The 22443-nt window shown below is 73.5% G+C and carries 21 protein-coding genes; 10 read left to right on the top strand and 11 right to left on the bottom strand.

What is annotated here, in order from left to right:
• Window positions 1-140: 140 nt before the first annotated feature.
• Window positions 141-689 (bottom strand): TIGR03086 family metal-binding protein, encoded by a 549-nt coding sequence (locus tag ACIGG8_RS17250; protein ID WP_396548881.1) that lies wholly within the window; start codon window positions 687-689, stop codon window positions 141-143.
• Window positions 690-856: 167 nt separating this feature from the next.
• On the opposite strand from ACIGG8_RS17250, the gene ACIGG8_RS17245 reads away from it, so the two are divergent.
• Window positions 857-1246: an ArsR/SmtB family transcription factor gene (locus tag ACIGG8_RS17245; protein WP_396548879.1), complete on the top strand. Its 390-nt coding sequence runs from the start codon at window positions 857-859 to the stop codon at window positions 1244-1246.
• Window positions 1243-1683 (top strand): SRPBCC domain-containing protein, encoded by a 441-nt coding sequence (locus ACIGG8_RS17240; protein ID WP_396548877.1) that lies wholly within the window; start codon window positions 1243-1245, stop codon window positions 1681-1683. Before ACIGG8_RS17245 ends, ACIGG8_RS17240 begins: the two co-directional genes overlap by 4 nt.
• Window positions 1684-1762: 79 nt before the next feature.
• Here the strand turns inward: ACIGG8_RS17240 and ACIGG8_RS17235 are convergent, their stop codons facing one another.
• A complete protein-coding gene (locus ACIGG8_RS17235; protein WP_396548875.1) occupies window positions 1763-2983 on the bottom strand; it encodes a GNAT family N-acetyltransferase in 1221 nt (406 codons plus the stop codon).
• Between the two features lie 286 nt (window positions 2984-3269).
• Between ACIGG8_RS17235 and ACIGG8_RS17230 the strand changes: the two genes are divergently transcribed.
• Window positions 3270-5537, top strand: a complete 2268-nt coding sequence (locus ACIGG8_RS17230) for an FUSC family protein (RefSeq protein WP_396548873.1) — start codon at window positions 3270-3272, stop codon at window positions 5535-5537.
• Between the two features lie 60 nt (window positions 5538-5597).
• On the opposite strand, the gene ACIGG8_RS17225 is transcribed toward ACIGG8_RS17230, so the two are convergent.
• The 3 genes from ACIGG8_RS17225 to ACIGG8_RS17215 all read right to left on the bottom strand — a co-directional run bounded on the left by ACIGG8_RS17225 (window position 5598) and on the right by ACIGG8_RS17215 (window position 7805).
• On the bottom strand, window positions 5598-5954 hold the full coding sequence (locus ACIGG8_RS17225; RefSeq protein WP_396548872.1) for a hypothetical protein: 357 nt from the start codon (window positions 5952-5954) through the stop codon (window positions 5598-5600).
• 73 nt (window positions 5955-6027) lie between these two features.
• On the bottom strand, window positions 6028-6546 hold the full coding sequence (locus ACIGG8_RS17220; RefSeq protein ID WP_396548870.1) for an NUDIX domain-containing protein: 519 nt from the start codon (window positions 6544-6546) through the stop codon (window positions 6028-6030).
• Window positions 6543-7805: a helix-turn-helix domain-containing protein gene (locus ACIGG8_RS17215; protein WP_396548869.1), complete on the bottom strand. Its 1263-nt coding sequence runs from the start codon at window positions 7803-7805 to the stop codon at window positions 6543-6545. Before ACIGG8_RS17215 ends, ACIGG8_RS17220 begins: the two co-directional genes overlap by 4 nt.
• Window positions 7806-8020: 215 nt before the next feature.
• Between ACIGG8_RS17215 and ACIGG8_RS17210 the strand changes: the two genes are divergently transcribed.
• From ACIGG8_RS17210 to ACIGG8_RS17185, 6 genes are all read left to right on the top strand, one after another.
• On the top strand, window positions 8021-8491 hold the full coding sequence (locus ACIGG8_RS17210) for an ATP-binding protein (RefSeq protein WP_396548867.1): 471 nt from the start codon (window positions 8021-8023) through the stop codon (window positions 8489-8491).
• A 17-nt stretch (window positions 8492-8508) separates the two neighbouring features.
• Window positions 8509-9000 carry a flavoprotein gene (locus ACIGG8_RS17205; protein WP_396548865.1) on the top strand — a complete coding sequence of 164 codons (492 nt, stop codon included), beginning with the start codon at window positions 8509-8511 and terminating at the stop codon, window positions 8998-9000.
• 106 nt (window positions 9001-9106) lie between these two features.
• Window positions 9107-10498, top strand: a complete 1392-nt coding sequence (locus ACIGG8_RS17200; RefSeq protein ID WP_396548863.1) for an NAD(P)/FAD-dependent oxidoreductase — start codon at window positions 9107-9109, stop codon at window positions 10496-10498.
• A gap of 329 nt (window positions 10499-10827) precedes the next feature.
• Window positions 10828-11139 carry a hypothetical protein gene (locus tag ACIGG8_RS17195; RefSeq protein ID WP_396548861.1) on the top strand — a complete coding sequence of 104 codons (312 nt, stop codon included), beginning with the start codon at window positions 10828-10830 and terminating at the stop codon, window positions 11137-11139.
• Window positions 11136-11687, top strand: a complete 552-nt coding sequence (locus tag ACIGG8_RS17190; protein ID WP_396548859.1) for an acyl-CoA thioesterase — start codon at window positions 11136-11138, stop codon at window positions 11685-11687. Before ACIGG8_RS17195 ends, ACIGG8_RS17190 begins: the two co-directional genes overlap by 4 nt.
• Window positions 11688-11961: 274 nt before the next feature.
• Window positions 11962-12357 (top strand): DUF2267 domain-containing protein, encoded by a 396-nt coding sequence (locus ACIGG8_RS17185; RefSeq protein ID WP_396548857.1) that lies wholly within the window; start codon window positions 11962-11964, stop codon window positions 12355-12357.
• Between the two features lie 89 nt (window positions 12358-12446).
• Here ACIGG8_RS17185 and ACIGG8_RS17180 read toward each other — a convergent pair whose 3' ends face one another.
• From ACIGG8_RS17180 to ACIGG8_RS17155, 6 genes are all read right to left on the bottom strand, one after another.
• Window positions 12447-13379 carry an ROK family protein gene (locus ACIGG8_RS17180; protein ID WP_396548855.1) on the bottom strand — a complete coding sequence of 311 codons (933 nt, stop codon included), beginning with the start codon at window positions 13377-13379 and terminating at the stop codon, window positions 12447-12449.
• Window positions 13380-13464: 85 nt separating this feature from the next.
• Entirely contained in the window at window positions 13465-16509 is a 3045-nt protein-coding gene (locus tag ACIGG8_RS17175) for an alpha-mannosidase (protein WP_396548853.1), read from the bottom strand.
• 116 nt (window positions 16510-16625) lie between these two features.
• Entirely contained in the window at window positions 16626-17882 is a 1257-nt protein-coding gene (locus ACIGG8_RS17170; protein ID WP_396548852.1) for a glycosyl hydrolase, read from the bottom strand.
• Between the two features lie 42 nt (window positions 17883-17924).
• Window positions 17925-18878: a carbohydrate ABC transporter permease gene (locus tag ACIGG8_RS17165; protein ID WP_396548850.1), complete on the bottom strand. Its 954-nt coding sequence runs from the start codon at window positions 18876-18878 to the stop codon at window positions 17925-17927.
• Between the two features lie 4 nt (window positions 18879-18882).
• Window positions 18883-19755, bottom strand: a complete 873-nt coding sequence (locus ACIGG8_RS17160; RefSeq protein ID WP_396548848.1) for a carbohydrate ABC transporter permease — start codon at window positions 19753-19755, stop codon at window positions 18883-18885.
• Between the two features lie 115 nt (window positions 19756-19870).
• Complete coding sequence (locus ACIGG8_RS17155) at window positions 19871-21160, bottom strand: ABC transporter substrate-binding protein (protein WP_396548846.1); 1290 nt, start codon at window positions 21158-21160, stop codon at window positions 19871-19873.
• Between the two features lie 148 nt (window positions 21161-21308).
• On the opposite strand from ACIGG8_RS17155, the gene ACIGG8_RS17150 reads away from it, so the two are divergent.
• A complete protein-coding gene (locus tag ACIGG8_RS17150; RefSeq protein WP_396548844.1) occupies window positions 21309-22391 on the top strand; it encodes a LacI family DNA-binding transcriptional regulator in 1083 nt (360 codons plus the stop codon).
• Window positions 22392-22443 lie beyond the last annotated feature (52 nt).

Here is a 22443-nt window from a genome sequence, read left to right as displayed (position 1 = left end):
CGTGGCCTTGCGCCCTTTGTGCCGCGGCGGGCTCGGGGCGGGTTCGGGGCGGGCGGGGCGGATCGCGCGTCCCCTGCTCGCGCGATCCGCCCCGCCCGTGGGCCCGTGGGCCCGTGGGCTCGGGGCCGTCGGCCGGAGGGTCAGGCCGTCCAGCCCGGGTCGCGGCCGCTGAGCGCGAGCGCGACCTCGAAGGTCGAGGCGTCGGCCGGGGCGGTGACGGCCGGGCCGTAGACGCCGCCGGTGCGGGCCTGGTCGGCGAGTTGCTCGACCACGCCGAGCAGGACAGTGGCGGCCTCCTCGCCGACCGCGAAGGGCAGGTCGGCGGCGCGGGCCAGGTCCCAGCCGTGCAGCGCGAACTCCTGCAGGGTGATGGCGGCGGCCGCGCTCGCGGGCAGGGTGTTGGGGCCGAACTCCGTCTCGCCGGTCATCGCGTCCGGCCGCACCCACGCAGCGGCGGCGCGCTCGGCGCTGGCGGCGACGGCCCGGGGTTCGTCGACGGATGCGGGCTCGGTGCTGCGGGGCAGCTTGGCGGCAGCGCGTTCGGAGTCGGAGAGCACGCCGCCGAGGTGGGCGAACAGGTCGGCGACGGTGAACTGCGCGCAGGGGGTGGCGGCGGTCAACCGGTCGGCCGGGACGGCCTGGGCGGTGCGGGCGAACAGGGCGGCGAACTCGGTCATTGCGGTCTGCATCGTCGGTCCTCGGTCCTCGATCTTCAGCGCTTGATCTTCAGAAGCCGGTACTCGGTACTCGGTACTCGACGCTCCGGGCCCGGTCGGCGCCGGGCTCATTGCTTAAGTCGAGACTAAAATGACGTGGGCGTGGAGCGCAAGCTGAAGCCTCGACTAAAATGACGTCCATGGAAGCGGTCCAAGTGATAGCCGAACCCCGCCGCCGCGAGATCCTGCGGCTGGTCTGGGAGGACGAGCTGTGCGCGGGCGACATCGCCGAACGGTTCGACGTCACGTTCGGCGCGGTCTCCCAGCACCTGAAGGTGCTGCGGGAGGCCGGGTTGGTCACGCTGCGCCAGGAGGGCCGCAAGCGCTACTACCGGGCCGACCGGGAAGCACTCGGGCCGCTGGCCGCCTACCTGCAGTCGATGTGGGCCGAGAAGCTGGACGTACTGGCCGAGTTGGCGGAAGCGGCCGAGGCCGCGGAGGCCGCGGAGGCCGCCGGGACGGCGACGGGGACGGCGAGGACGGCGGGAGCCGCCGAGCGGGCCGCGGGAACGAGGGGGAGCGCCCGATGAGGACCGACCAGGTGGTGGTGGAGCGGCGGATCGCCGCCCGTCCGGAGACGGTGTTCTCGTTCTTCACCGACCGGGAGCGGTGGCTCTCCTGGATGGGCCGGGACGGCGAGTTCTCCTTCACCCCCGGCGGGAAGTACCGCACCAACGTCAACGCCGACCACCACGCCGCCGGCGCCTTCCTGACCCTGGACCCGTACCACCGGGTCGTCTTCACCTGGGGCCTCGAAGGCGGCGACATGGGCGTCCCGCCCGGCGCCAGCGTCGTCGAGGTCACCCTCACCCCCGACGGGGAGGGCACCCTGCTCACTCTCGTCCACCGTGACCTGCCCCCGGACGCCCGCGCCCCGCACCTCGAAGGCTGGACCCACTACCTCGACCGCCTGGTCGCACGCGCCGAAGGGCGCGACCCCGGGCCGGACGAGTGGCTGCAGGCGTAGGCGCCCGGGAAGCCACCGGACCGTCGCCCCCGCCGCCTGTGTACCGGCCGGCGGGGCCGACGGGTGTGCGCGGGGCCGGTCAGAACCAGTGCAGGCAGTGCGGGGGGCGCTCGGCGCGGAACAGGGCGTCGGCGAGGGCGGCCGCGTCCGGGCCGTGGGCCCGGATGTGGCCGGCGCGCACGAGCGTGCTCGGAGCCGTACCACCGAGGTAGACCGCGCCGAGATCGCGCACGTCCAGGGAGAGGTCGGGCTCGCGGTCCGTCGGGACGCAGTCGGCCTTGCCGTCCCGGACGGTCAGCAGGTAGCGGCCGCGCTCGCCGAGGAACGGGTCGTCGACGTCGAGGACGAGCTCCCCGTCGCAGAACCAGCCGCGCGCGGTCAGCGCACGCGGGACGTCCAGGATGCGCACCCAGAGCCATTCGGTGTGCCTGGTGAGCTGCCCGGCGTTGAGGTCCACCAGCCGCCAGCGCAGCGGATTTTCCGGCGGGGAGTGCTTGAACACGACCTCCGAGACCAGGTCGTGGTTGAGCAGGAAGCCGGCCAGGGCCGTGTACACGGTGTCGTCGGCGGCGATGGTCTCGTCGACCAGTAGGGAGTCGGGTTCCCCGATCGAGTAGCAGGCGTAACCGTCCGGGACGCCGTCCGCGTCACGGTGCACGGCGACGTAGCGCGGCGACGGAGCGATCGGAGGCTGCCCCGCGCCCAGGCTCCACCAGTGCGGCGGCCGGGACAGCGCGCCGGGCTGCGCACGGCGGTACCGGTCGTAGACCGCCTCCAGGATCTCGCCGCACTCCGCACGCCGCAGCACTTCGATCGAGCCGGTGTCCTCGCCGGTGCCGGTGCCGCCCGCCCGGGGAGCGGTGAGCGCGCCCCGATGGCGCGGCACCGTAAGCCGCTGCGTGAAGGTCGCCGGCCCGTAGCCGAACCGGCCGTAGATCGTGGCCTCGGACGCCAACAGCACGGACAGGAACTCCCCGCGCTCCCGCACGTCCGTGAACTGATGCCGCATCATCCCGGTGAGCACACCCTGGCGCCGGTGCGACGGCAGGACACCCACCGCGCTGACCCCGCCGACCGGGGCGAGTCCCCCACCGGGCAGGGTCAGCTCGAACGAGTACGCGGCGGCGGTTCCGACGGGCCGCCCGTCCGGCGCGACGGCGAGCCAGGCGCGGTCCGTCTCCAACGCCGCCCACACCCCGGTGCGCTCCCCGGCCGGTGTCTCCGGGAAGCGCGCGAACGCGGCGTGGAAGGTGTCGACGAAGACCTCGCGGTCCCGGTCGGTCGTGGAACGGATCTCCATCGCTGTGCTGCCTCCCCCGGTAACGGCACCACGACCTGCGATGCCCCGGCCACACTGCACCGTGGCGGTGCTCCCGGGTCAAACGAATTAACGGCGGGGCCGCCGGTCCGGGGCGGCGCTCCGGCTGCGGGCCGGCCCGGTGCCGTCCTACCGTGAAGGAGTCCCACGCCCGTACCCGGCCGAGGCTCCGCCCGCCGGGGCGGCACACCCACGGGAGCGAGGTGCGATGCACCGGTCGCGAGGGCCGGCGGACCGGCCGCGTGGCGGGCGTCCCGACGCGGCGGTCGTGCACCGCGCGGTGCGGGTCACCCTGGCCGCCTGCGCGGGGTTCTACACGTTCCGCTACGGCCTGCACCGCCCCGTGTCGGCCACCTACGCGCTCTTCGCGGCGGTCGCCCTCGGCGTCCTCGCCCGGGTCGAGGGAGCGGCCCGGACGCGGGCCCGGACGATCCTGTGGACGCTGCCGTTCGCCTGCGGGCTGGTCTGTCTCGGCACCCTTCTGGCCGTCCGCGACTGGGCGGCGGCCCTGGGCATGGTGGGCGTCGGCTTCGCGGTGTCCTTCGGCACCGTCGGCGGTCCCCGGATGGTGGGCCTCGCCAACGGGCTCCAGCTGCTCTACATCCTCCCGTGCTTCCCGCCCTACAGCCCGGACACCCTCCTGCAGCGCCTGCTCGGCGTGGTGGTCGGCCTGCTGCTGCTCGCCGGCGCGGAGCTGCTGCTGTGGCCCGAGCCGGCGCCACCGGACTACCGGGGCCGGCTGTCGCGCGCCGCCTCGGCCCTCGCCGACCTGGCCGACCTCGCGGCCGCCGCCTGCGCCGGCCGCGCCACCCCCGTCGGGGTCGTCACCGAGGCCGCCGAGCGGGCCGGCACACACCTGGACGAGCTGCGCTTCAGGCACGTCCCACTGATGCAGCGGCCCGCCTCGGCCGGCGCCGTCGACCGGGCCCTCGCCCACTGCGCGGTCGCGCTGCGCTACACCGGCCCGCGGGTGCTCGGCATCCTGCGGCTCGCCGAAGCCCGGCCCGACCCGGCCGCGGCACGGCTCACCGCCACCACCGGACGGACCCTGCGTGCCGTCGCGGCCGGGGTGGTCCGGACCGGACCCGTCCCCGAGACCGGGCAGGTCGACCGGGACCTCACGGCCTTCGACACCGCCCGAGCGGCCGCCTGGGAGGCCGACCGGGACGCCGACGGGGCCGTGGACCGGGCCGCCGCCCGGGATGCCGACCGAGACGTGGACCGGGATGCCGGCAGGGACGTGGACCGGGCCGCCGCCCGGGCCGCCGGCCGGGAACCCGCCGGCCCGGCGGCAGACCCGGAACCCTGCTACCTCGCCCGCCCGGCGCTCGGCACCGCCGCCCTGGACGCCGCCGAGGGCGCCCGCTTCGCCGTCCGGGCGGTGCGGGTGAGCCGCCACGCCGCCCTGCCCCCCGACGACACGCCCGCCGACCAGCGGCCGGGCCCGTTCTGGTACGCCTACGACCCCGCCCCGCTGCTGTGGTGGCGGCGGTTGCGCGCCAACCTCACACCCCGCTCGGTCGCCTTCCAGAACGCGCTGCGCACCGCGGGCGCCCTCGGCGCGGCCCGGCTGCTGGCAGGATCCCTCGACCTCTCGCACGGCTTCTGGGTGCTGCTCGCCACCCTCACCCTGATGCGCACCAGCGCCGCCGACACCCGGATCACGCTGCGCCCCGCGCTGGTCGGCACGCTCGCCGGCGCCGCCGTCACCGCCGCGGTGCTGCTGGGCGTGGGGGAGCGCCCCCTGGTGTACGCCCTCGCACTGCCCCCGGTGATGCTGATCGCCTTCGCCGCCGGACCGGCGTTCGGGCCGGCCTGGGGCCAGGGACTGTTCACCGTCGTGGTCGCCCTCGTCTTCACCCAGCTGGCGCCCGCCGACTGGCAGCTGGCGGAGGCGCGCGTGGTCAACGTGGTCGCGGGCGCGGCGATCGGCATCCTGGCGGGCCTCTGCGCCTGGCCGCGCGGCGGCGGCCAGGACCTGCGGCGGTGCACCGCCGGGATGCTGGACGACAGCGCCGAGGCGCTCCGCGAGACCGTCGCCGTGCTGACCGGCACGGGCCCGGCGGCCGGAGCCCTGCACCGGGCCCGCCGCTCCGCCCTGCTCACCGAGGCGATGTACGCGCAGTACCGCAGCGAACGGCACGACCAGGCCGAGGACGGGCCGAACTGGCAGGCGGCGATCCTCACCGGGCAGCACACCGTCCGCGGGGCCGAACCACTGCTCGCCCGCGTCCCGCCCGGCACCGCGGCGGTCCACCGGAACGGGCAACAGGTGCTGATGCGCCACGCGGACGACGTGGCGGGGGCCTTCCACCGCCAGGCGGCGGCCCTGCGCGCCCGCGAACCGGCGGGATCCGCGCACCCCGCCCTCACCCGGGCCCGCGGCGCCCTGGCCGCCGAACTCGACGGGGCGGCCCCGCTGCGGGGCGACGGACGGGTCTCGCTCCACTCGGTCGACATCGCGGTCTGGCTCACGGGGCTGCTCGACGACCTCCGGCAGATCCACGACGCCCGGCCGTCGCCCCCGCTCGGCTGAGCCTCGGCGCCAAGCCGTCCCCGTCACCGGCCGCAGCCGGTGACGGGAGGGCGAACGACCTCAGACCCGGCGCTCGACGGCCTCGAAGATGTCGGCGTCCGTTTCCTGCTGCCACTTGGGCAGGTCGTCCCAGTCGGCGACGTAGGAGGGCTTGGGGTCGGCGACGTGCTTGTGGATCTGGGCGATCCAGCAGGTGGCCACGAAGCGGCCCTTCTGCTCCCGGCTGAGCTTGGCGGTGCTGCCCGCGCTGACCGCGACGAAGTCGCGGACCTGCCCGAACACCGCTGCAGCGGAAGCCCGTTCCCAGTCGGGCGTCTCCTTCCAGGGCGTGACGTACCCGGGCTTCGGCTCACCCGGGAAGTGCTTGCGCACCCCGGCGATCCACGCCTCACGGAAGATCCGGCCGTCCTCGGTCATGGTTGTCACCCTTCGGTGCGGTAGCCCAGTTCGCGGTACTCGACCGCCTGGGTCTCGTCGGGGTCGGAGCGGTTCAGACCTGCCATGGCTCTGCTCCGTTGCGCAGGTAGCGGGTCCGGCCGTCGGCGAGCGATCGCAGGGCGCCGCACAGCCGGTCGCGCTGTCGCGGGCGGAGGCGCGCGGCTGCTTCGGTGGCCGGGAGGAAGAGGGCTTCGGAGAGTTCGTCGTCGTGCGGGCGGACGGTGGCGGCGAGGGCGGGGGAGAGGGTGCCGGCGTCGAAGATGAAGGCGAGCTGGTCGTCCCAGGGCTCGTGCGGTGCAACCCAGTCCACGACGAGCAGGCGGTGGAGCGTGAGGGTGAGGCCCAGTTCCTCGTGCAGCTCGCGGAGGGCGGCCTGGTCGGGCGACTCGTTGGCCTCCGCCATGCCGCCGGGCAGGTCCCAGCCGTCCTTGTAGGTCGGGTTGACGGTGAGGATGCGGTCGTGCGCGTCGCGCAGGATGACGTCCGCCGAGACGCGCTTGCGGGCCTGCTTGGCGTTGCCCTCGGCGAGGTAGGCGTTCCAGGCTTTGGTGTCGGTGGGTGCCGGCCTCACGATGAACCTCCCCGAGACTCCGGGATGATGTCGGCGAGCAACAGGAGTCGGGTTCTGCTCGCTTCTTCGAATCGTGCCAGGTACGCCCGCACGGGTCCGTAGTCACGGTAGCTGCCGAGGACTTCGGCGAGTTCGTCGAGTTGGTCGACGACCCGAACCGAACCGAGCGTAGGGTCGGTCGCGAGGAGGTCGGCGCCGACCGAGACCGCAGCGTCCAGGTCGTCGCACCGGATGTGCGCGCGGGCGAGGGCGATCCGACTGAGTGCCAGGGAACGTGTGCGGCCTTGCTCCCGGAGGGCCACGGCCCGTTCGGCGGACCGGAGTGCATCGGCGTGCCGTCCGAGGTCGGCGAGGACCAGAGCGGAATCTCCGGCAAGTGTGGCGTCGTCGAACGGGCTCAACCACGGATGCGACTCGTCCGCCTGTGCGGTGAGGGCCGACCAGGCGAGATCGAGTGAGCGAGTGGCGGGTCCGAACTGACCCGCGGCGGCGAGAGCGCGAGCGAGTGCGGCGTGGAGTCGGGCCGTCAGACTCGGCAGGTGAGGCCCGCGGCGTGCCAGTCCGATGCCGGTCGTCGCCCAGTGCGAGGCCATGGACGGATCGCCGTTGTGGAGCGACAGGTGGCTGGTACTGGCGGCGATGTGAGCGGCGAGCGGCAGGTCGCCCGCTACTCGGGCGAGCGCGAACGCACGGGTGAAGTGGTTCGCGGCGAGTTCGTCACGGCCTGAGTCGTGCGCCATCCAGCCGGCCATCTCAGTGAGGGCGGAGGCGGTGGCGAACACCTGGGAGCCGGCGGCGATGTCGACCAACCGGGGTGCCACGTTCACGGACAGGTGGCGGACCACGGCGGCGTAGAGTCGGCCGCCTCCGGTTTGCCGGTCGGCAGCGCGGAAGGCCTCCATCGCCGCGAGGTCGCCGTCGGCCGCCGGGGGGAGAGCCATGGGCATCGCCGGCCTCACTGCGGTGGTGCGTGGCTCCCACGGGCGTCCGGCGAGGCCCAGCAGCTGGCCGGGGATGTGAAGGGCATCGGCGATCTGCTCGAAGAGTGCCAGCTTCTCCACGCGGGTCTTGCCGTTCATGTAGTCATACAGCCGGCCCTGGGTGATGTCGGCGGCCGCGGCCAGGCGACGGGTGCTGACGCCATGGGAGTTCAGGAGGCGGAACACGGCCCCCATGTCACGCGCCGAGCACGCTGCCAGGAAGCGTGCGTCGTCGAGGAGGCCCGCGACGATCTGGCGCGGGTCCGGATGACGGTCCACGGCTCACTCCCTCGAATGTCCGGGTTCGATCGTACGGCCACGGAGAGTGTGATGACCTCGACTTGGAGTCACGGGGTCGGAGTCCCTTCGGTGGCCCGGCAGCGGGTTGGGTGAGTGCGAGTCGTCCGGATCCGGGTCGCCCCGCGGGCCGGAGCGGTCGGCAGGTGATGGCCTCGACGTGGTGAGGCCCCGACCTCACAGAGGAGTGTCCCGTGATGAGCCGGTGTGGCGAAGAGAAGGGCGCGATGGCCGCTTGTCGGCTTGAGGTGCTGTCGGTGGACCAGCCGGACCGGGTGGCGAAGCCGGCGAGTGCGAGGTTGCCGTACCTCCCGGAGTCGGCCTCTGCGGCCCGGCGATTGGTGCGGGAGAAGTTGAGCGAGTGGGAGGTGCCGGAGCTGATCGACGCTGCGGAGTTGATCGTCGGTGAGCTGGTGGCCAATGCGGTCAAGACCGGGTGCCTGACGAGGATGACCGTGACCGTCCGCCGGGTCACCGACCGGACGGTGCGGGTGGCAGTGCGGGACGGGTCGCGGGTGATGCCCGTGTTGGTGGTGGCGGGGGTGGACGAGGAGGGGCACCGGGGGTTGTCGTTGATCCATGAACTCACGCGGGGGCGTTGGGGTGCGGTGGCGGAGCCGTTTGGGAAGGTGGTGCACGCCGATCTGGTGGTGGGTCGGCGGGGATGAGAAGGGGAGTGCCGGGGATGGCGCAGAAGCCGGTGCTGTACGTGGTGGTGTGTGCGGCGGGGGTTGCGGGTGGGGTGGGGGAGCTGATCGCGGCCGCTCAGGAACAGGGGTGGGACGTGGGGGTGGTGGCGACTCCGCAGGCGATGGGGTTCATCGATCAGGACGCGGTCACCGCGCGGACCGGGTATCCGATCCGTTCCGCCTGGCGCAAGCCCGGGGAGCCGCGGCCGCTGCCGGACCCGGACGCGATCGTGGTCTCTCCGGCGACGTTCAACACGATCAACAAGTGGGCGCTGGGCATCTCGGACACGCTCGCGCTCGGCATCCTCTGCGAGTCGTACGGGTGGGGGATCCCGGTGGCGGTGCAGCCGTGTCTGAGCACCGCGCAGGCGGCGCACCCGGCGTACGAGGAGAGCCTGGCGAAGCTTCGCCGGATGGGGGTGCGGGTCGCGGACTTCGTGCCCGGTTCGTACAGCTGGACGCGGGCGCTGGGGTTGTTGCGGGACTGACAGGGTGGCTGATCGGGGTGGGCGATCCTGGCAGTGTGAGGGGTGGTCGGCGAGGACCGGGCCGGGGTAGCGTCCGGGCAGGTCAGCGACGGTGTGGGAGGTTCCGGTGGCGGCGGTCAACGGCGAGGTGTCGTTCTGGTACGCGGCGGGTGGGGTGCCGGAGGCGGGCCCCGGGCTGCCGGGGGACCGCGACGTCGACGTCTGCATCGTCGGGGGTGGATACACCGGGCTCTGGACCGCCTACTACCTGAAGAAGGCCGATCCCTCGCTGCGGATCGCCGTCCTCGAACAGCGCTTCTGCGGCTACGGCGCCTCCGGACGCAACGGCGGCTGGCTGTACAACGGTTTCGCGGGCCGCGGCGCGTTCGCCAAGCGGTACGGGCAGCAGCGGGCGGCGGCGATGCAGCGGGTGATGGACGACTCCGTCGGCGAGGTCGTCGACGTGGCGGACCAGGAGGGCATCGAGGCGGACATCGTGCGCGGGGGTGTTCTCGAAGTCGCCCGCAGCAAGCCGCAGTTGGAGCGGCTGCGGGCCTTCGTCGAGAGTGAGCGCGCGTACGGCGCGGACCGTGTCGAGCTGCTGGGCGCCAAGGAGGCGGGCGACCGCGTCAACGTCGCGGGCACCCTCGGCGGCTCCTGGAGTCCGTACGGCGCCCGCATCCAGCCCGCGAAGCTCGTACGCGGCCTGGCCCGGACGGTGCGGGGCCTCGGAGTCGAGGTGTACGAGGGCACGGCGGTCACCGCGATCCTCCCCGGCAGCGCCCACCGCGGGCCGCGCGCCGTCACCCCGTACGGCACCGTCAGTGCCGACCGCGTGCTGCGCGCCACGGAGGGGTTCACGGCCGGTCTGCGCGGCGAGCGGCGCACCTGGCTGCCGATGAACTCCGCGATGGTCGCCACCGAGCCGTTGCCCGCCGACTTCTGGGCGGACGCGGGCTGGCAGGGCCGTGAGGTGCTGGGCGACTTCGCGCACGCCTACATGTACGCGCAGCGCACCGCCGACGACCGGATCGCGCTGGGCGGGCGGGGCGTGCCGTACCGGTTCGGCTCGCGGACGGACTCGGACGGCAGCACCCAGGTGGAGACGGTGCGCCAGCTCCGCGCCGTCCTGGACCGCTTCTTCCCGGCCGCCGCGCAGGCCCGGATCGACCACGTGTGGGCGGGCGTGCTCGGCGTCCCCCGGGACTGGTGCGCCACCGTGGAGCTGGACCGGGTGACCGGGCTCGGCTGGGCGGGCGGGTACGTCGGCAGCGGGGTGACGACGGCCAACCTGGCCGGGCGGACGCTGTGCGACCTGGTGTTGGGGCGGGACACCGAGCTGACCCGGCTGCCCTGGGTGGGGCACACGGTGCGGCGCTGGGAGCCGGAGCCCCTGCGCTGGCTGGGCGTGCACGCGATGTACGCCGCCTATCACGCGGCTGACCGGCAGGAGGCGGCCGGACGTGTCACCACCTCGCCGATCGCCCGGATCGCGGACCTGGTCTCCGGGCGGGGCTGACGGGGCGGGGCTGACGGGCGGGGGCGACATGTCCCGCGGGCCGGGGTGGCGGGGCGGTCCACTAGCAGATCCGCGACGCCGGGAAGTCGATCTTGGGCGTCGAGTCGGCGATACCACTCGAATTGCGGACAGCGTTCGGCTGACGGGGCATATTGTGTACCCCGGCAAACTACTCCGATGGAAGTCAGTTTCCCGTCGCGGTCCGAAAACGATCTGCCGAGCCCCGCCGACTGGGATAGCGTCGAAGGCGTCGGGGGGTCGACACCGATCCGGTGTATTCGAACGCTAGCTACCGGGCCGTAAAGGCCGATTGAGTCCTGGAGAAAAACATGCGGAATTTCCCTACGGAAAACCGGCCGGACGCACTGGACGATCTGCAGCTCGCGGTGGACTCGCTGGCCGCGTTCCCGTCCCGGAATGCGGCGAGCGGGGCGGACGTGACCGAGCGCCTCGCGGCCGTCGCCGACCTGTGCCGCTCGGTCGACGCGGTGCTCGACAGCCTGGTCGTCCAGGCGGCCGCGGAGGCCGCCGAAGAGGGGTGGACCGCGGCCCGGATGGCGGCCGAACACTCCGCCTACTACGCCAGGTTGCAGCGTGCGCTGCTCCCCGCCACTGCCGGCGCCGGGCTGACGCAGCAGTGAGCGCGGCGCAGCCGGGCGTGCACGTGCTGGCCTGCCCCACCCGGTGGAGCGACGTCGACGAGAACGGGCACATCAACAACGCCCGGCTGGTCGGCTACATCCAGGAGGGGATTTACGACCTGTTCTGCCACCACGCGACCGCCGTCCGGGAATCCCTGTTCCCGTCCGGATTCATTATCGCGCGGCACGAGATCGATTATCTTGAGCAGTTGCACCACCGGCCCGAGCCATTGTCGGTGCGGCTCACCGTGGAACGGCTCGGGCGGAGTTCCGCGCATGTCGAGGTGAATGTCTGCCGGGACCCGCTCACCTTTATGCGGGCGCGGACCGTCGTGGTCGCCCGGGACCGCGAATCCGGCCGCTCGCGCACCCTGAGCCCGAACGAGCGGCGCTTTCTCTCGGCGTTTATGCCGGACGCGGCGCGTGCCGACGGCGCCCTGGCCACCGCGACGGCGACGACGCCGGCGCAGCGGGTGTCGCCCGGGGCCGTCGGCGGGACCGCCTCCTCGCGCCGGCCGCGCCGGCGGTGCCGGGCCTCGGCGGGCTGAGGGCCGCGCCGAGCGTCCGGGCCGCGCTCGTTCCGGGCGGAGCCCCCGGCCGGCGGCGGGATCGACGACGGTGTCGATCCGCCGGGCCGGAATCCCGGCGTCCGGCCGGGCCCGATGCCGTCGGGCCGGTTCCCGGGGCGCCGGGCCGCGCTACGCTGAGCAGCACGGGCACCGGTACGCCCCACGGTGGTCGCGGGCTGCGACGCCACCTCCCTGGCCCGGGCGCGGAGCGCCGTCGGTCCTGCCGGATCCCGCCCACCGTAAGGAGGACGCGATGACCATCTCCTGGGAGGACTTCCTCGCCCGCGTCGTGGAGCGCGGCGAGTACCGGGGCGAGGCGGAGGCGGACCACGCCGCCCGGGTCGTCCTCGTTCTGCTCGGCGAGCACCTGGTGGGGTCCGACCGGGGCGAACTCGCCGACGCGCTGCCCGAGATGTACGCCTCGCTGCTGCGCGACGCGAAGCCGGCGGCCGAGCCGCTGACCGCGGAGCGCTTCGTCCAGGCCGTGGGCGGATGGATCGACGGGGCGACCACGGCGACGGCGCAGTGGGACATCGGGGCGGTGCTCAGCACGGTGGCCGACCTGGTCCCGGGGGAGCTGATCGACCGGGTGGTCGAGCAGCTCCCGGAGGGCTACGACCTGCTGTTCGGGCATCCCACACCGGCCTGAGGGCACGCGGCTCCCGGCCTGAGCGGTGTGCGGCACCCGGCCTGAGGGGCACGCGGCACCGCCTGGGGCGCTCTCCGGCGGCGGCCCGCTCAGCGGCAGAGCGCGGCCGCGCCGATCAGCCCGGCGTCGGTGCCGAGTTCGGCCCGGCGCACGTCCAGGCCGCGGATGTACGAGAGCGCGGCGTAGCGGTCCAGGTGGCGGGCGAGCGGCGCGAACAGCACCTCCCCGGCGGTGGCCACGCCGCCGCCGACGACGACGCGGTCGAGGTCCACCAGGGCGGCCGTGGCGGCGATGCCGGCGGCCAGGGCCTGGGCGGCGCGGTCGAAGGCGGCGAGCGCGACCGGGTCGCCCGCGGCGGCGCAGGCGGCGACGGCGCGGGCCGTCCGGTCGTCCGTCGGGGGCCGCCAGCCCTCGGCGAGCGCGCGGCGGGCGATCGCGGTTCCGCTGGCCAGGCCCTCCAGGCAGCCGCGCGAGCCGCACGGGCAGGGCTCGCCGTCCAGGTCGACGCTGATGTGGCCGAGGTGCCCGGCGTTGCCGCTGGGGCCCGGCCGCACCGCGCCGTCGAGCACCAGCCCGGCGCCGACGCCGGTCGACACCACCAGGCAGAGCGCGTCGGCGGCGCCCCGGGCGGCGCCCTGCCAGTGCTCGGCGGCGGCCATCGCGACGCCGTCCCCGGCGAGGCGGACGGGCAGCGCGCGGGCGGCCACCGACGGGTGCGCGGCGACCTCGGCGACCAGCGGGAAGCCGCGCCAGCCGGGGATGTTGACCGGGCTGACGGTGCCGTCGGCGAGGTCGACCGGGCCGGCGCTGCCGATGCCGACGGCCGTCACGGCGGCCCAGTCGGGCGTGTCGGCGAGCCGGTCCAGCACCCGGTGCACGACGGCGAGCACGGCCGCGCCCGGGGCCGTCGCCGGGGTGGGCAGCTGGAGCCGGTGCCGCAGCCGTCCGTCGCCGTCGACCAGCGCTCCGGCGATCTTGGTGCCGCCGATGTCGACGGCGGCGAACAGCGGGGTGAGCGGCACGGTGGGCTCCAGCGGAGGTAGGGGTAGGCGCCCCGGCCGGGGAGGGCCGGGGCGCCGCACAGCGTAGAACAGCCCCGGGCCCGCCTCAGCCGGCGGTCCGCAGCCGCAGGGTGACCAGCTCGAACGGGCGCAGCGCCAGGCGCACCGCGCCGTCCTCCACCGTCACGTCGCCGCGGGTGCCGTCCCAGGGCCGTTCCAGCAGGTCGCAGGGGACGGCGTCGGCCAGCGGGAAGGAGGTGGTCAGCCGGCCCCGGGCGCGGCCGCCGCCCGCCTCGTAGACGCGGACGACCAGGTCGCCGCTGCGGTCGTCGGCGAGCTTGACGGCGCTCACCACGAGTGCATCGTTGTCCAGTGCCACCAGCGGCGCGACCCGCTCGACGCTGCCGGTCATCCGCCGCTCGGGCAGGCCGATCCGGTAGCCCTCGCGGACGGCGTCGCCGATCGCCGCGCCCGGGACGAGGGCGTGCCGGAAGCGGTGCAGCCCCTGGTCGGTCTTCGGGTCGGGGAAGCGCGGGGCGCGCAGCAGCGAGAAGCGGACCGTCGTGGTGGTGCCGCCGTCGGTGTCGCGCACGGTGCGGGTGACGTCGTGGCCGTAGGTGGAGGCGGTGACCAGGGCGACGCCCCAGCCGGGCTCGTCGAGGTGGACGAAGCGGTGGTTGCAGGCCTCGAACTTGGCGGCGTCCCAGCTGGTGTTGGTGTGGGTGGGGCGGTGGAGGTGGCCGAACTGGGTCTCGGCGGCGTACCGCTCGGTGTGGATGTCGAGCGGGAACGCGGCCTTGAGGAACTTCTCGGTCTCGTGCCAGTCCACCAGGGTCTCGATGTCCAGGCGCTGCTCGCCCGCCCGCAGGGTGAGCGTCTGGACGGCGGTGGACGAGCCGAAGGAGCGCACCACCCGGACGGAGACCTTCTCCGCCGTCTCCGCGAAGACGGTGAGCGAGTCCACGCCCGTCAGGTCGGTGACGGTGTTGCGGTAGAACCGGTCGACGTCCCAGGCGTCCCACATGTTGGGGAAGTCGGGGTGCAGCTGCAGCAGGTTGGCGCGGGTGCCGGGGGCGACGCTCTCCCGGCCGCTAGCGACCTCGACCACCGACGCCACCAGGCCGTCCGCGTCCACCACGACCTCCAGCAGGCCGTTGCGCAGCAGGTAGCCGCCCTCGGGGCGCTCGGCCAGCGTGCAGCCCTTCGCCGGCGGAGCCACCACGGCGGCGCCGCCGGCCGGGACGGTGGAACGCGGGTGCGGCGCCGCGTTGAACACCAGCTCGTGCTCGCCCCGGTGATCCCCGGCGAGGGCCCGCTGCGCCGACGCGATCAGGTCCACCAGCTCCCCGGCCAGTGCCGCGTAGGTCGCCACGGCCTCGCGGTGCACCCAGGCGATGGACGAACCGGGCAGGATGTCGTGGAACTGGTGCAGCAGCACCGTCTTCCAGATCCGGTCCAGCTGCTCGTACGGGTACTCCGCGCCGGTGCGCAACGTGGCGGTGGTGCACCAGAGTTCGGCCTCGCGCAACAGGTTCTCGCTGCGCCGGTTGCCCTGCTTGGTCTTCGCCTGGCTGGTCAGGGTGGCGCGGTGCAGCTCCAGGTAGAGCTCGCCGACCCAGACCGGCGGGTCCGGGTACTCGGCCTCGGCCTCGGCGAAGAACTCGGCGGGCTTCTGCCAGCGGACGGTGGCCGAGCCCTCCAGGTCCCTCAGTCGGGCCGCCTTGGCGACCATCTCGCGGGTGGTCCCGCCGCCGCCGTCCCCCCAGCCGGTCGGGGCGAGCGAGTGCCGGGCCACCCCCTTGTCCTTGAAGTTCCGTGCGGCGTGGGCGATCTCGCTGCCCTTCATGGAGCAGTTGTAGGTGTCCACGGGCGGGAAGTGGGTGAAGATCCGGGTGCCGTCGATGCCCTCCCAGAGGAAGGTGTGGTGCGGGAACCGGTTCACCTGGCTCCAGGAGATCTTCTGCGTCAGCAGCCACTTCGAGCCCGCGTTGCGGATGATCTGCGGCAGGCCGCCGGTGAAGCCGAAGGTGTCCGGCAGCCACGCCTCGTGGTTCTCCACCCCGAACTCGTCCAGGAAGAACCGCTTGCCGTGCACGAACTGCCGGGCCATCGCCTCCGAGCCCGGCATGTTGGTGTCGGACTCGACCCACATGCCGCCCGCCGGGACGAACCGGCCCTCGGCGACGGCCTTGCGGACCTTGGCGTACACCTCGGGGCGGTGCTCCTTGATCCAGGCGAACTGCTGGGCCTGCGACATGGTGTAGAGGAAGTCCGGCTCGTCCTCCAGCAGCGCGGTCATGTTGGCGGTCGTGCGGGCCACCTTGCGGACGGTCTCGCGCAGCGGCCACAGCCAGGCGGAGTCGATGTGCGCGTGGCCGATCGCGCCGATCCGGTGCGCGGACGGCGCGGCGGGTGCGGCCAGCACCTCCTCCAGCTGCGAACGGGCCTCCGCCGCTGTACCGTTGACGTCCTGGAGGTCGACCGCGTCGAGCGCCCGCTCGATCGCGCGCAGCAGCTCCCAGCGGCGGGCGCCGTCCGTCGGCAGCTCGGCCATCAGCTCGCCGAGCACCTCCAGGTCCATCACCAGCTGCCAGACCGTCTCGTCGAAGACCGCGAGGTCCATCCGGGCGAGCCGGTACTGCGGGCGGTCGCCGGCCGTCTCCTTGTCGCCCAACTCGGTGGGCAGGAAGGGGTGGTAGTCCAGGATGACCGGGTTGGAGGCCGCTTCCACGTGCAGCAGCACCTGCTCCCCGCCGGCCGCCGGGGAGGCGATCCGCACCCACTGGTTCTGCGGGTTGAGGCCCTTCACCGGGGTGCCGTCCGGCCGGTAGACCAGGCCCTCGCACTGGAAGCCGGGCATGTTGGCGTCGAAGCCGAGGTCGATCAGCGCCTCGACGGTGCGGCCCGCCCAGGCCTCGGGCACCGTACCGGTCACGGTGATCCAGCTGGTGCCCCAGGGCGCGCCCCAGGCGTCGCCGACGGCGATCGGGGTGCGCGGGGCGGCCAGGCCCTCGGCGACCGGGACGGGCTCGCCCGGCGCCGTCCAGATGCCGACCGCCAGCGGGACGGACTCGGGGTACACGGCCGGGCGGATGCGCTCGTCCAGGACGCGCTTGAGGCGGGCCTCGACCAGGGTGCGGTCATCGTGCATGTCAGCGGCCTCCGTCGGGTGGCTGGGGGAACGGGCTGCGGTGGAGCGGGCTTGGGGAACGGGCTGCGGGAGCGCGGGTGGCCGGGGAAGCGGGCTGCGGGCCGTGGGAAAGTCGGCTACCGGGACGGTACGTCCTCGGGGTGGACCACCTCGGTGATGCCGCGCGCTGCCAGGTGGTCGCGGTCCGCGGCGCGCTCGGCGAGCACGGCGGTCGGCCGGGCGCCCGCCTCGGCGAGCCGCATGAACGCCTCGAACACCGGGCCGCCCGGGCCGCAGACCGAACGCCCCGGGGAGGTGGCCTCGTCCCCGGTGGCGACCACCACGGCGGTGGTGCGCGGCTTCGGCGGCCGCCAGTTCCGGCGGGCCTCGGCGGCGGCCGCGGCGAGCCGGCCCCCGGCCGGCTTGACCGTCCCGTCCGTGGTCAACAGGCCCAGGCCGTATTCGAGTTCGGGGAAGTCGGCGAGCGAGCGGGACACGTCGTGCGAGCACCACCAGGTGACGCCCCAGAGGTCCGGGCAGTCCAGCACGGCCTCGACGGTGGCGTCGGTGAAGCGGGCCGCGTCCTCGGGGGCGATGTGCGGGGCGGGCGCACCGACCTCCTGCAGCCACACCGGGCGGGCCGGATCGTCCGCCCAGGCCTTGGACAGCTCGACCAGGTACGCGGCGTGCTGCGCGGTGGCGGTGGAGCGGGCGCCGTAGCGCTGGGCGGTGCCGTTGAACACCCAGGAGTGCACGGCGGTGGCGGCGCCGAGCCGGGCCGAGTGCCGGGGCGTGAACGGGTGCCCGTCCAGGTACCAGGCGGCGTCGTACGAGGCGTGCAGGTGCAGCCGCCCGGGGGCGCCGCGCTCGCAGGCGTCGAGCATCCGGCGCAGCCAGGCCTCGACCTCGGCGGGGGTGGCCCGGTCCGGGTCGGGGTGGGGGCCGCCGGAGAACTGGTTGATCTCGTTGCCGAGCGTCATCCCGAGGAAGTTGGGCCGCTCGCGCAGCGCTCCGGCGAGGGTGTGCAGGTAGGCGGTCTGGCCGTCGATGACCTCGGGGTCGGTGAAGAGGTTGCGCCGGTGCCACGTCCGGGTCCAGGCCGGCAGGAAGTCGAAGCTCGACAGATGGCCCTGCAGGCCGTCCACCGCGACGTCCAGCCCGCGCTCCCCGGCCGCGTCCACCAGGGCCGTCAGCTGCTCGACGGCGCGCGGGCGGATCAGGGTGCGGTTGGGCTGGAACAGCGGCCAGAGCGGGAACACCCGGACGTGGTCCAGGCCGAGGGCCGCGACGGAGTCGAAGTCGGCGCGCACGGCGTCGAGGTCGAAGTCGAGCCAGTGGTGGAACCAGCCGACGCTGGGGGTGTAGTTGACGCCGAAGCGGGGTGCGGTGGTCATCGGGGGGCTTCCTCGGCTCGGTGGGGCGTGCGGACGGTGCGGCTATCCCTTGACGGCTCCCTCCTCGACGCCCTTGAAGAAGTAGCGCTGGCAGGCGCCGAACACCACGACGACCGGCAGGAAGGCGATCATGGTGCCGGCCGCGATCAGCCGGGGATTGGCGGAGAAGGTCCCGTTGAGGTACTGCAGCCCGACGGTGAGCGTGTACTTCTGCGGGTCGTTGAGCACGATCAGCGGCCACAGGAAGTCGTCCCAGGCGCCGATGAAGGTGAAGATCACGATCACGCTGATCATGCCGCGCACGTTCGGCAGGCCGACGTGCCACAGCCGCTGCCGGACGTCGGCGCCGTCGATCATGGCCGCCTGGTCGAGCTCGGCCGGGACGGCGGCGAAGGCGGTGCGCATCAGCAGGACGTTGAGCATGGCGATCGAGCCCGGCAGGGCGACGCCGGCCAGGGTGTCGGCCAGGCCGAGGCTGCGCACCAGCACGTACTGGGAGACGATGGTGACCTCGCCGGGCAGCACGAGCGTGGCGAGGAAGAGGCCGAGGACGAGCCGGGCGCCGCGGAAGCGCAGCCGGGCGAGCGCGTAGCCGGCCAGCGTGCAGCCGACGACGTTGCCGGTGATGCAGACCGCGGCGACGATCACCGAGTTGAGCGCGTAGGTCCACACCGGGATGGTGGCGGCGACCGTGCCGTAGTTGCCGAGGGTGGGCTGGTCGGGCAGGAAGGCCGGGGTGCGGGTGTAGACGTCCTCGGCGGGGCCCTTGAGGGAGGTGGACAGCTGCCACAGGAAGGGGCCGATGACCAGGAGCAGGACGAGCAGCAGGAGCAGGTAGCGGGTGGCGGTGTGGGCGGGGGACGGGGTGTTGAAGCCCCGGGAGCCGCGCGTCTTTTGGGGCCCGCGGGTGCCGCGGGTCTTCCGGGCGTTACGGGCGTCGTCGGGCTCACGCAGGCCCCCGGTGGCCCCGGCGGTCGTCGGCGGGCTGGTGGTCACGGGTTCAGGCCGCCTTCCGGTTCAGGCGCATCAGGAACAGCATCGGGCCGAGGGTGACGACGAACAGCAGCAGGCTGAGCGCCGAGGCGTAGCCGAGGTGGCCGTTGAACCCGCGGCTGTACATCTGGATCAGCATCACCACCGACATGTCCCGCCCGCCGGGGCCGCCCTGGCCGTTGGAGAGCACGTACAGCTCGGAGAAGACGCGCAGCGAACTCACCGAGATCAGTGCGGAGATCAGGATCATGGTCGGGCGCACCCCCGGCAGGGTGACGTGCCGGAACCGGCTCACCGGTCCGGCGCCGTCCACGGCCGCCGCCTCGTGCAGCTCGCGCGGGACGTTGGCGAGGGCGGACAGGTAGATGACCATGTAGTAGCCGAGGCCCTTCCACACGGTCAGGGCGATCGCGCTGAACAGCAGCAGCCAGCGGTCGGTCAGGAAGGAGACCGGGGAGTCGGCCAGCCCGGTCTGCCGGAGCAGGCCGTTGACCAGGCCGCGGTCGTCCAGCACCCAGCCCCAGATCAGCGCCACCACGACGGCGGAGGCGATCACCGGGGTGTAGAAGGCGGTGCGGAAGAAGGTGATGCCGGGGATCCGGCGCTGGACGAGCAGGGCGAGCAGCAGCGGCAGGACGGTCAGCAGGGGCAGGCAGACCAGCATGAACACGATGCTGTTGAGCAGGGCGTCGGCGAGCTGGTCGTCGTCCAGCAGGCGGCCGTAGTTCTCCAGGCCGGTGAAGTGCCCGCCGCCCAGCGGCTTGGCGTCGGTGAGGGACAGGATCACCGTGTTGACGGCCGGCCAGAGGTTGAAGACGGCCAGCCAGACCATCGCGGGCCCGGCGAGCAGCCAGGGGGTGAACCAACGCCGGTGGGTCATGCCGATGCCTTCCTGCGGCCGAGGGGTGGTGCGGCTCGTGCCCGGGGGGCGGCGGGTGTGGGGACCGCCGCGTCGCCGGTACCGGACGGGGCGCGGTGCACAGCTCCGGCGGGTGTCAGCCCTTGAGCAGCCTGTTGCACTGCTCGACGGCGGTGTCCAACGCCTGCTTGGAGTTCGTGTCGCCGCTGATGGCGAGGGCGATCTGCTGGTTGACGACGGTGCTCATCGCGTCGTCGACCTGGACGGGCTGGATCAGCTTGGCCTTGGCCAGCGAGGCGAACGCGATCACCCTGGCGTCGCCCGCGTTGGTGCCGTCGCTCTTGCTGAAGAACGGGTCGTTCGACGAGGCCTTGGTGGACGGGAAGATGCTGGTCAGGTGGGCGAAGGCGGCCTGGTTCTCGGCACTGGTGACCCAGCGGGCGAGGGCGACCGCGGCCGCCGGGTTCTTGGTGCTCTTCGGGATGGACATGCCCTGGACGTACAGCGGCGGGGTGGCCAGTGCGGGGGAGGGGACGACCTTCGGGGCGAGCGTCGGGTTGTCGGTGGCGAGGCTGGTGATGTAGTTCGCGCCGGCGGTGGTCCAGGCGGCGGTGCCGGCGTTGAACAGCTTGGTGTTGCCGGCGTAGGTGTTGGACAGGACGTCCTTGGGGAGCAGGCCCTCCTTGAAGGCGTCGCGGTACTTGTCGAGGAGCGCGGCGGCCTCGGGGGTGTTGAAGGTGAAGGACCGGCCGTCGTCGGACATGATCTTCACGCCGGCGTTGTAGAGGTCGCCGATGCCCGGCTTGCGGCTCATCAGGTAGGTCTGGCCGCCGGACTTCTCCTTCATCACCCGGGCCTGGGCGATCAGTTCGTCCAGGCTGGTCGGGGGCTTCTTCGGATCCAGGCCGTTCTTCGTGAGGAGTTCGGAACTCCAGTAGTTCACATCGGTGTTGAGGTACCAGGGGTAGCCGAAGGTGCCCGGGTGGCCGGCGAAGCGGTAGGCGTCGACACCGCCGGCGACGTACTCGTCGGCGAGTTTCGGGTCGGCCTTGGCGACGTCCAGCAGGAGGTCCTTCCGCGCGAGCGGGAGGGCGAAGTCGGGCGGGAGGTTGACCACGTCGGGCAGGGTGCCGGCGGCGGCCTGGCTGAGCACCTTGTCGGAGTAGCCCTCGCCGGGCTGGTCGAGCCACTCGACCTCGACCCCGGGGTACTTCTTCTCGAAGCCGTCGATCACGCCCTGCACGTAGTCGGTGAACTTCGGCTTGAGCGCCCAGGTCTGCAGCGAGACCTTGCCCTTGACCTCGCCGGTGGCGGCCGCACTCGCCACACTGTCGCCGCTCTTGGTGTCGCCGGAGCCGAGTCCGCAGCCGGTGAGCGCGGCGGCGGTGAAGGCCGTTGTCGTCAGTGCCGCCCAGATTCTTCGCATGAGGGCCTCCCTGTCCTGGGGTGGGTGGGGGATCGTGCTGAGCTCGGGGGTTCCGGAACCTGACCTGCTGAACGACTAAACCGGTCTAGCTATGGCAGGGACTATGCTCCGGCCTAAACTTGGCTGTCAAGAGAGGAGTCGGGGTTCCGTGGGCAGACCGACGATCGCCGACATCGCCCGCCGGGCCGGTGTCTCCAAGGGCGCGGTGTCCTTCGCGCTCAACGGCCGCCCGGGCGTGAGCGAGGCGACCAGGGCCCGGATCCTGCGGGTCGCCGAGGAGATGAACTGGCGCCCGCACAGCGCCGCGCGCGCCCTCGGCGGGGCCCGAGCCGACGCCGTCGGCCTGGTGATCGCCCGGCCGGCCCGCACCATCGGCGTCGAGCCGTTCTTCAGCCAGCTGCTCTCCGGCCTCCAGGCCGTGCTCTCGGCCGGCGGCGTCGCACTGCACCTGATGGTGGTCGAGGACACCGCCGCCGAGATCGAGGTCTACCGCCGCTGGGCCTCCGAGCACCGGGTCGACGGCTTCATCGTGGTCGACCTGCAGGTCAAGGACGCGCGACTGCCGGTGCTGGACGAGCTCGGGCTGCCCGCCGTCGTGCTGGGCGGGCCCGGCAAGGGCGGCAACCAGCTGCGGATCTGGGCCGACGACCGGGAGGCGATGCTCTCGATCGTCGACTACCTGGCCGCCATCGGGCACCGCCGGATCGCCCACCTGGCCGGGCTGCCGCACTTCCAGCACACCCAGCGGCGGATCCGCGCGCTGCGCGACGCCTCGCGCCGGCTCGGCCTGGAGGAGGCCGTGTCGGTACCCACCGACTTCAGCGACGCCGAGGGCGCGGCCGCCACCCGCACGCTGCTGTCCCGCACCCGCCGGCCCACCGCGATCGTGTACGACAGCGACGTGATGGCCGTCGCCGGGCTCGGCGTGGCGGGCGAGATGGGCGTCGCGGTGCCCGGCGAGCTCTCCATCGTCTCCTTCGACGACTCGGTGCTCGCCAGGATCGTCCACCCGCCGCTGACCGCGCTCAGCCGGGACACCTTCGCGCTCGGCGAGCAGGTCGCCCGCAGCCTGCTGGAGGCGCTGGACGAGGCCGGGCCCGGGCGCGACCTGCAGATGCCCACACCGCGGCTGACCGTCCGGGAGTCCACCTCGCCGCCGGGTGCCGCGCCGCCCGCACCGGCGGGTGCGGTTGCTGCGCGAGTCGTTGACACGGGTTCTGAACCGGTTTAGCCTCGCTGCGCCGAGGGGCCGGTCCTGTGCACCGCCCGTTGTCATGTTCGTT

Origin of the sequence: Kitasatospora sp. NPDC085464 (assembly GCF_044541955.1) — a bacterium.
Lineage (GTDB): Bacteria > Actinomycetota > Actinomycetes > Streptomycetales > Streptomycetaceae > Kitasatospora.
The sequence above is the reverse complement of the archived record's forward strand: the minus strand, read 5'-3'. Positions and strand labels throughout refer to the sequence as shown.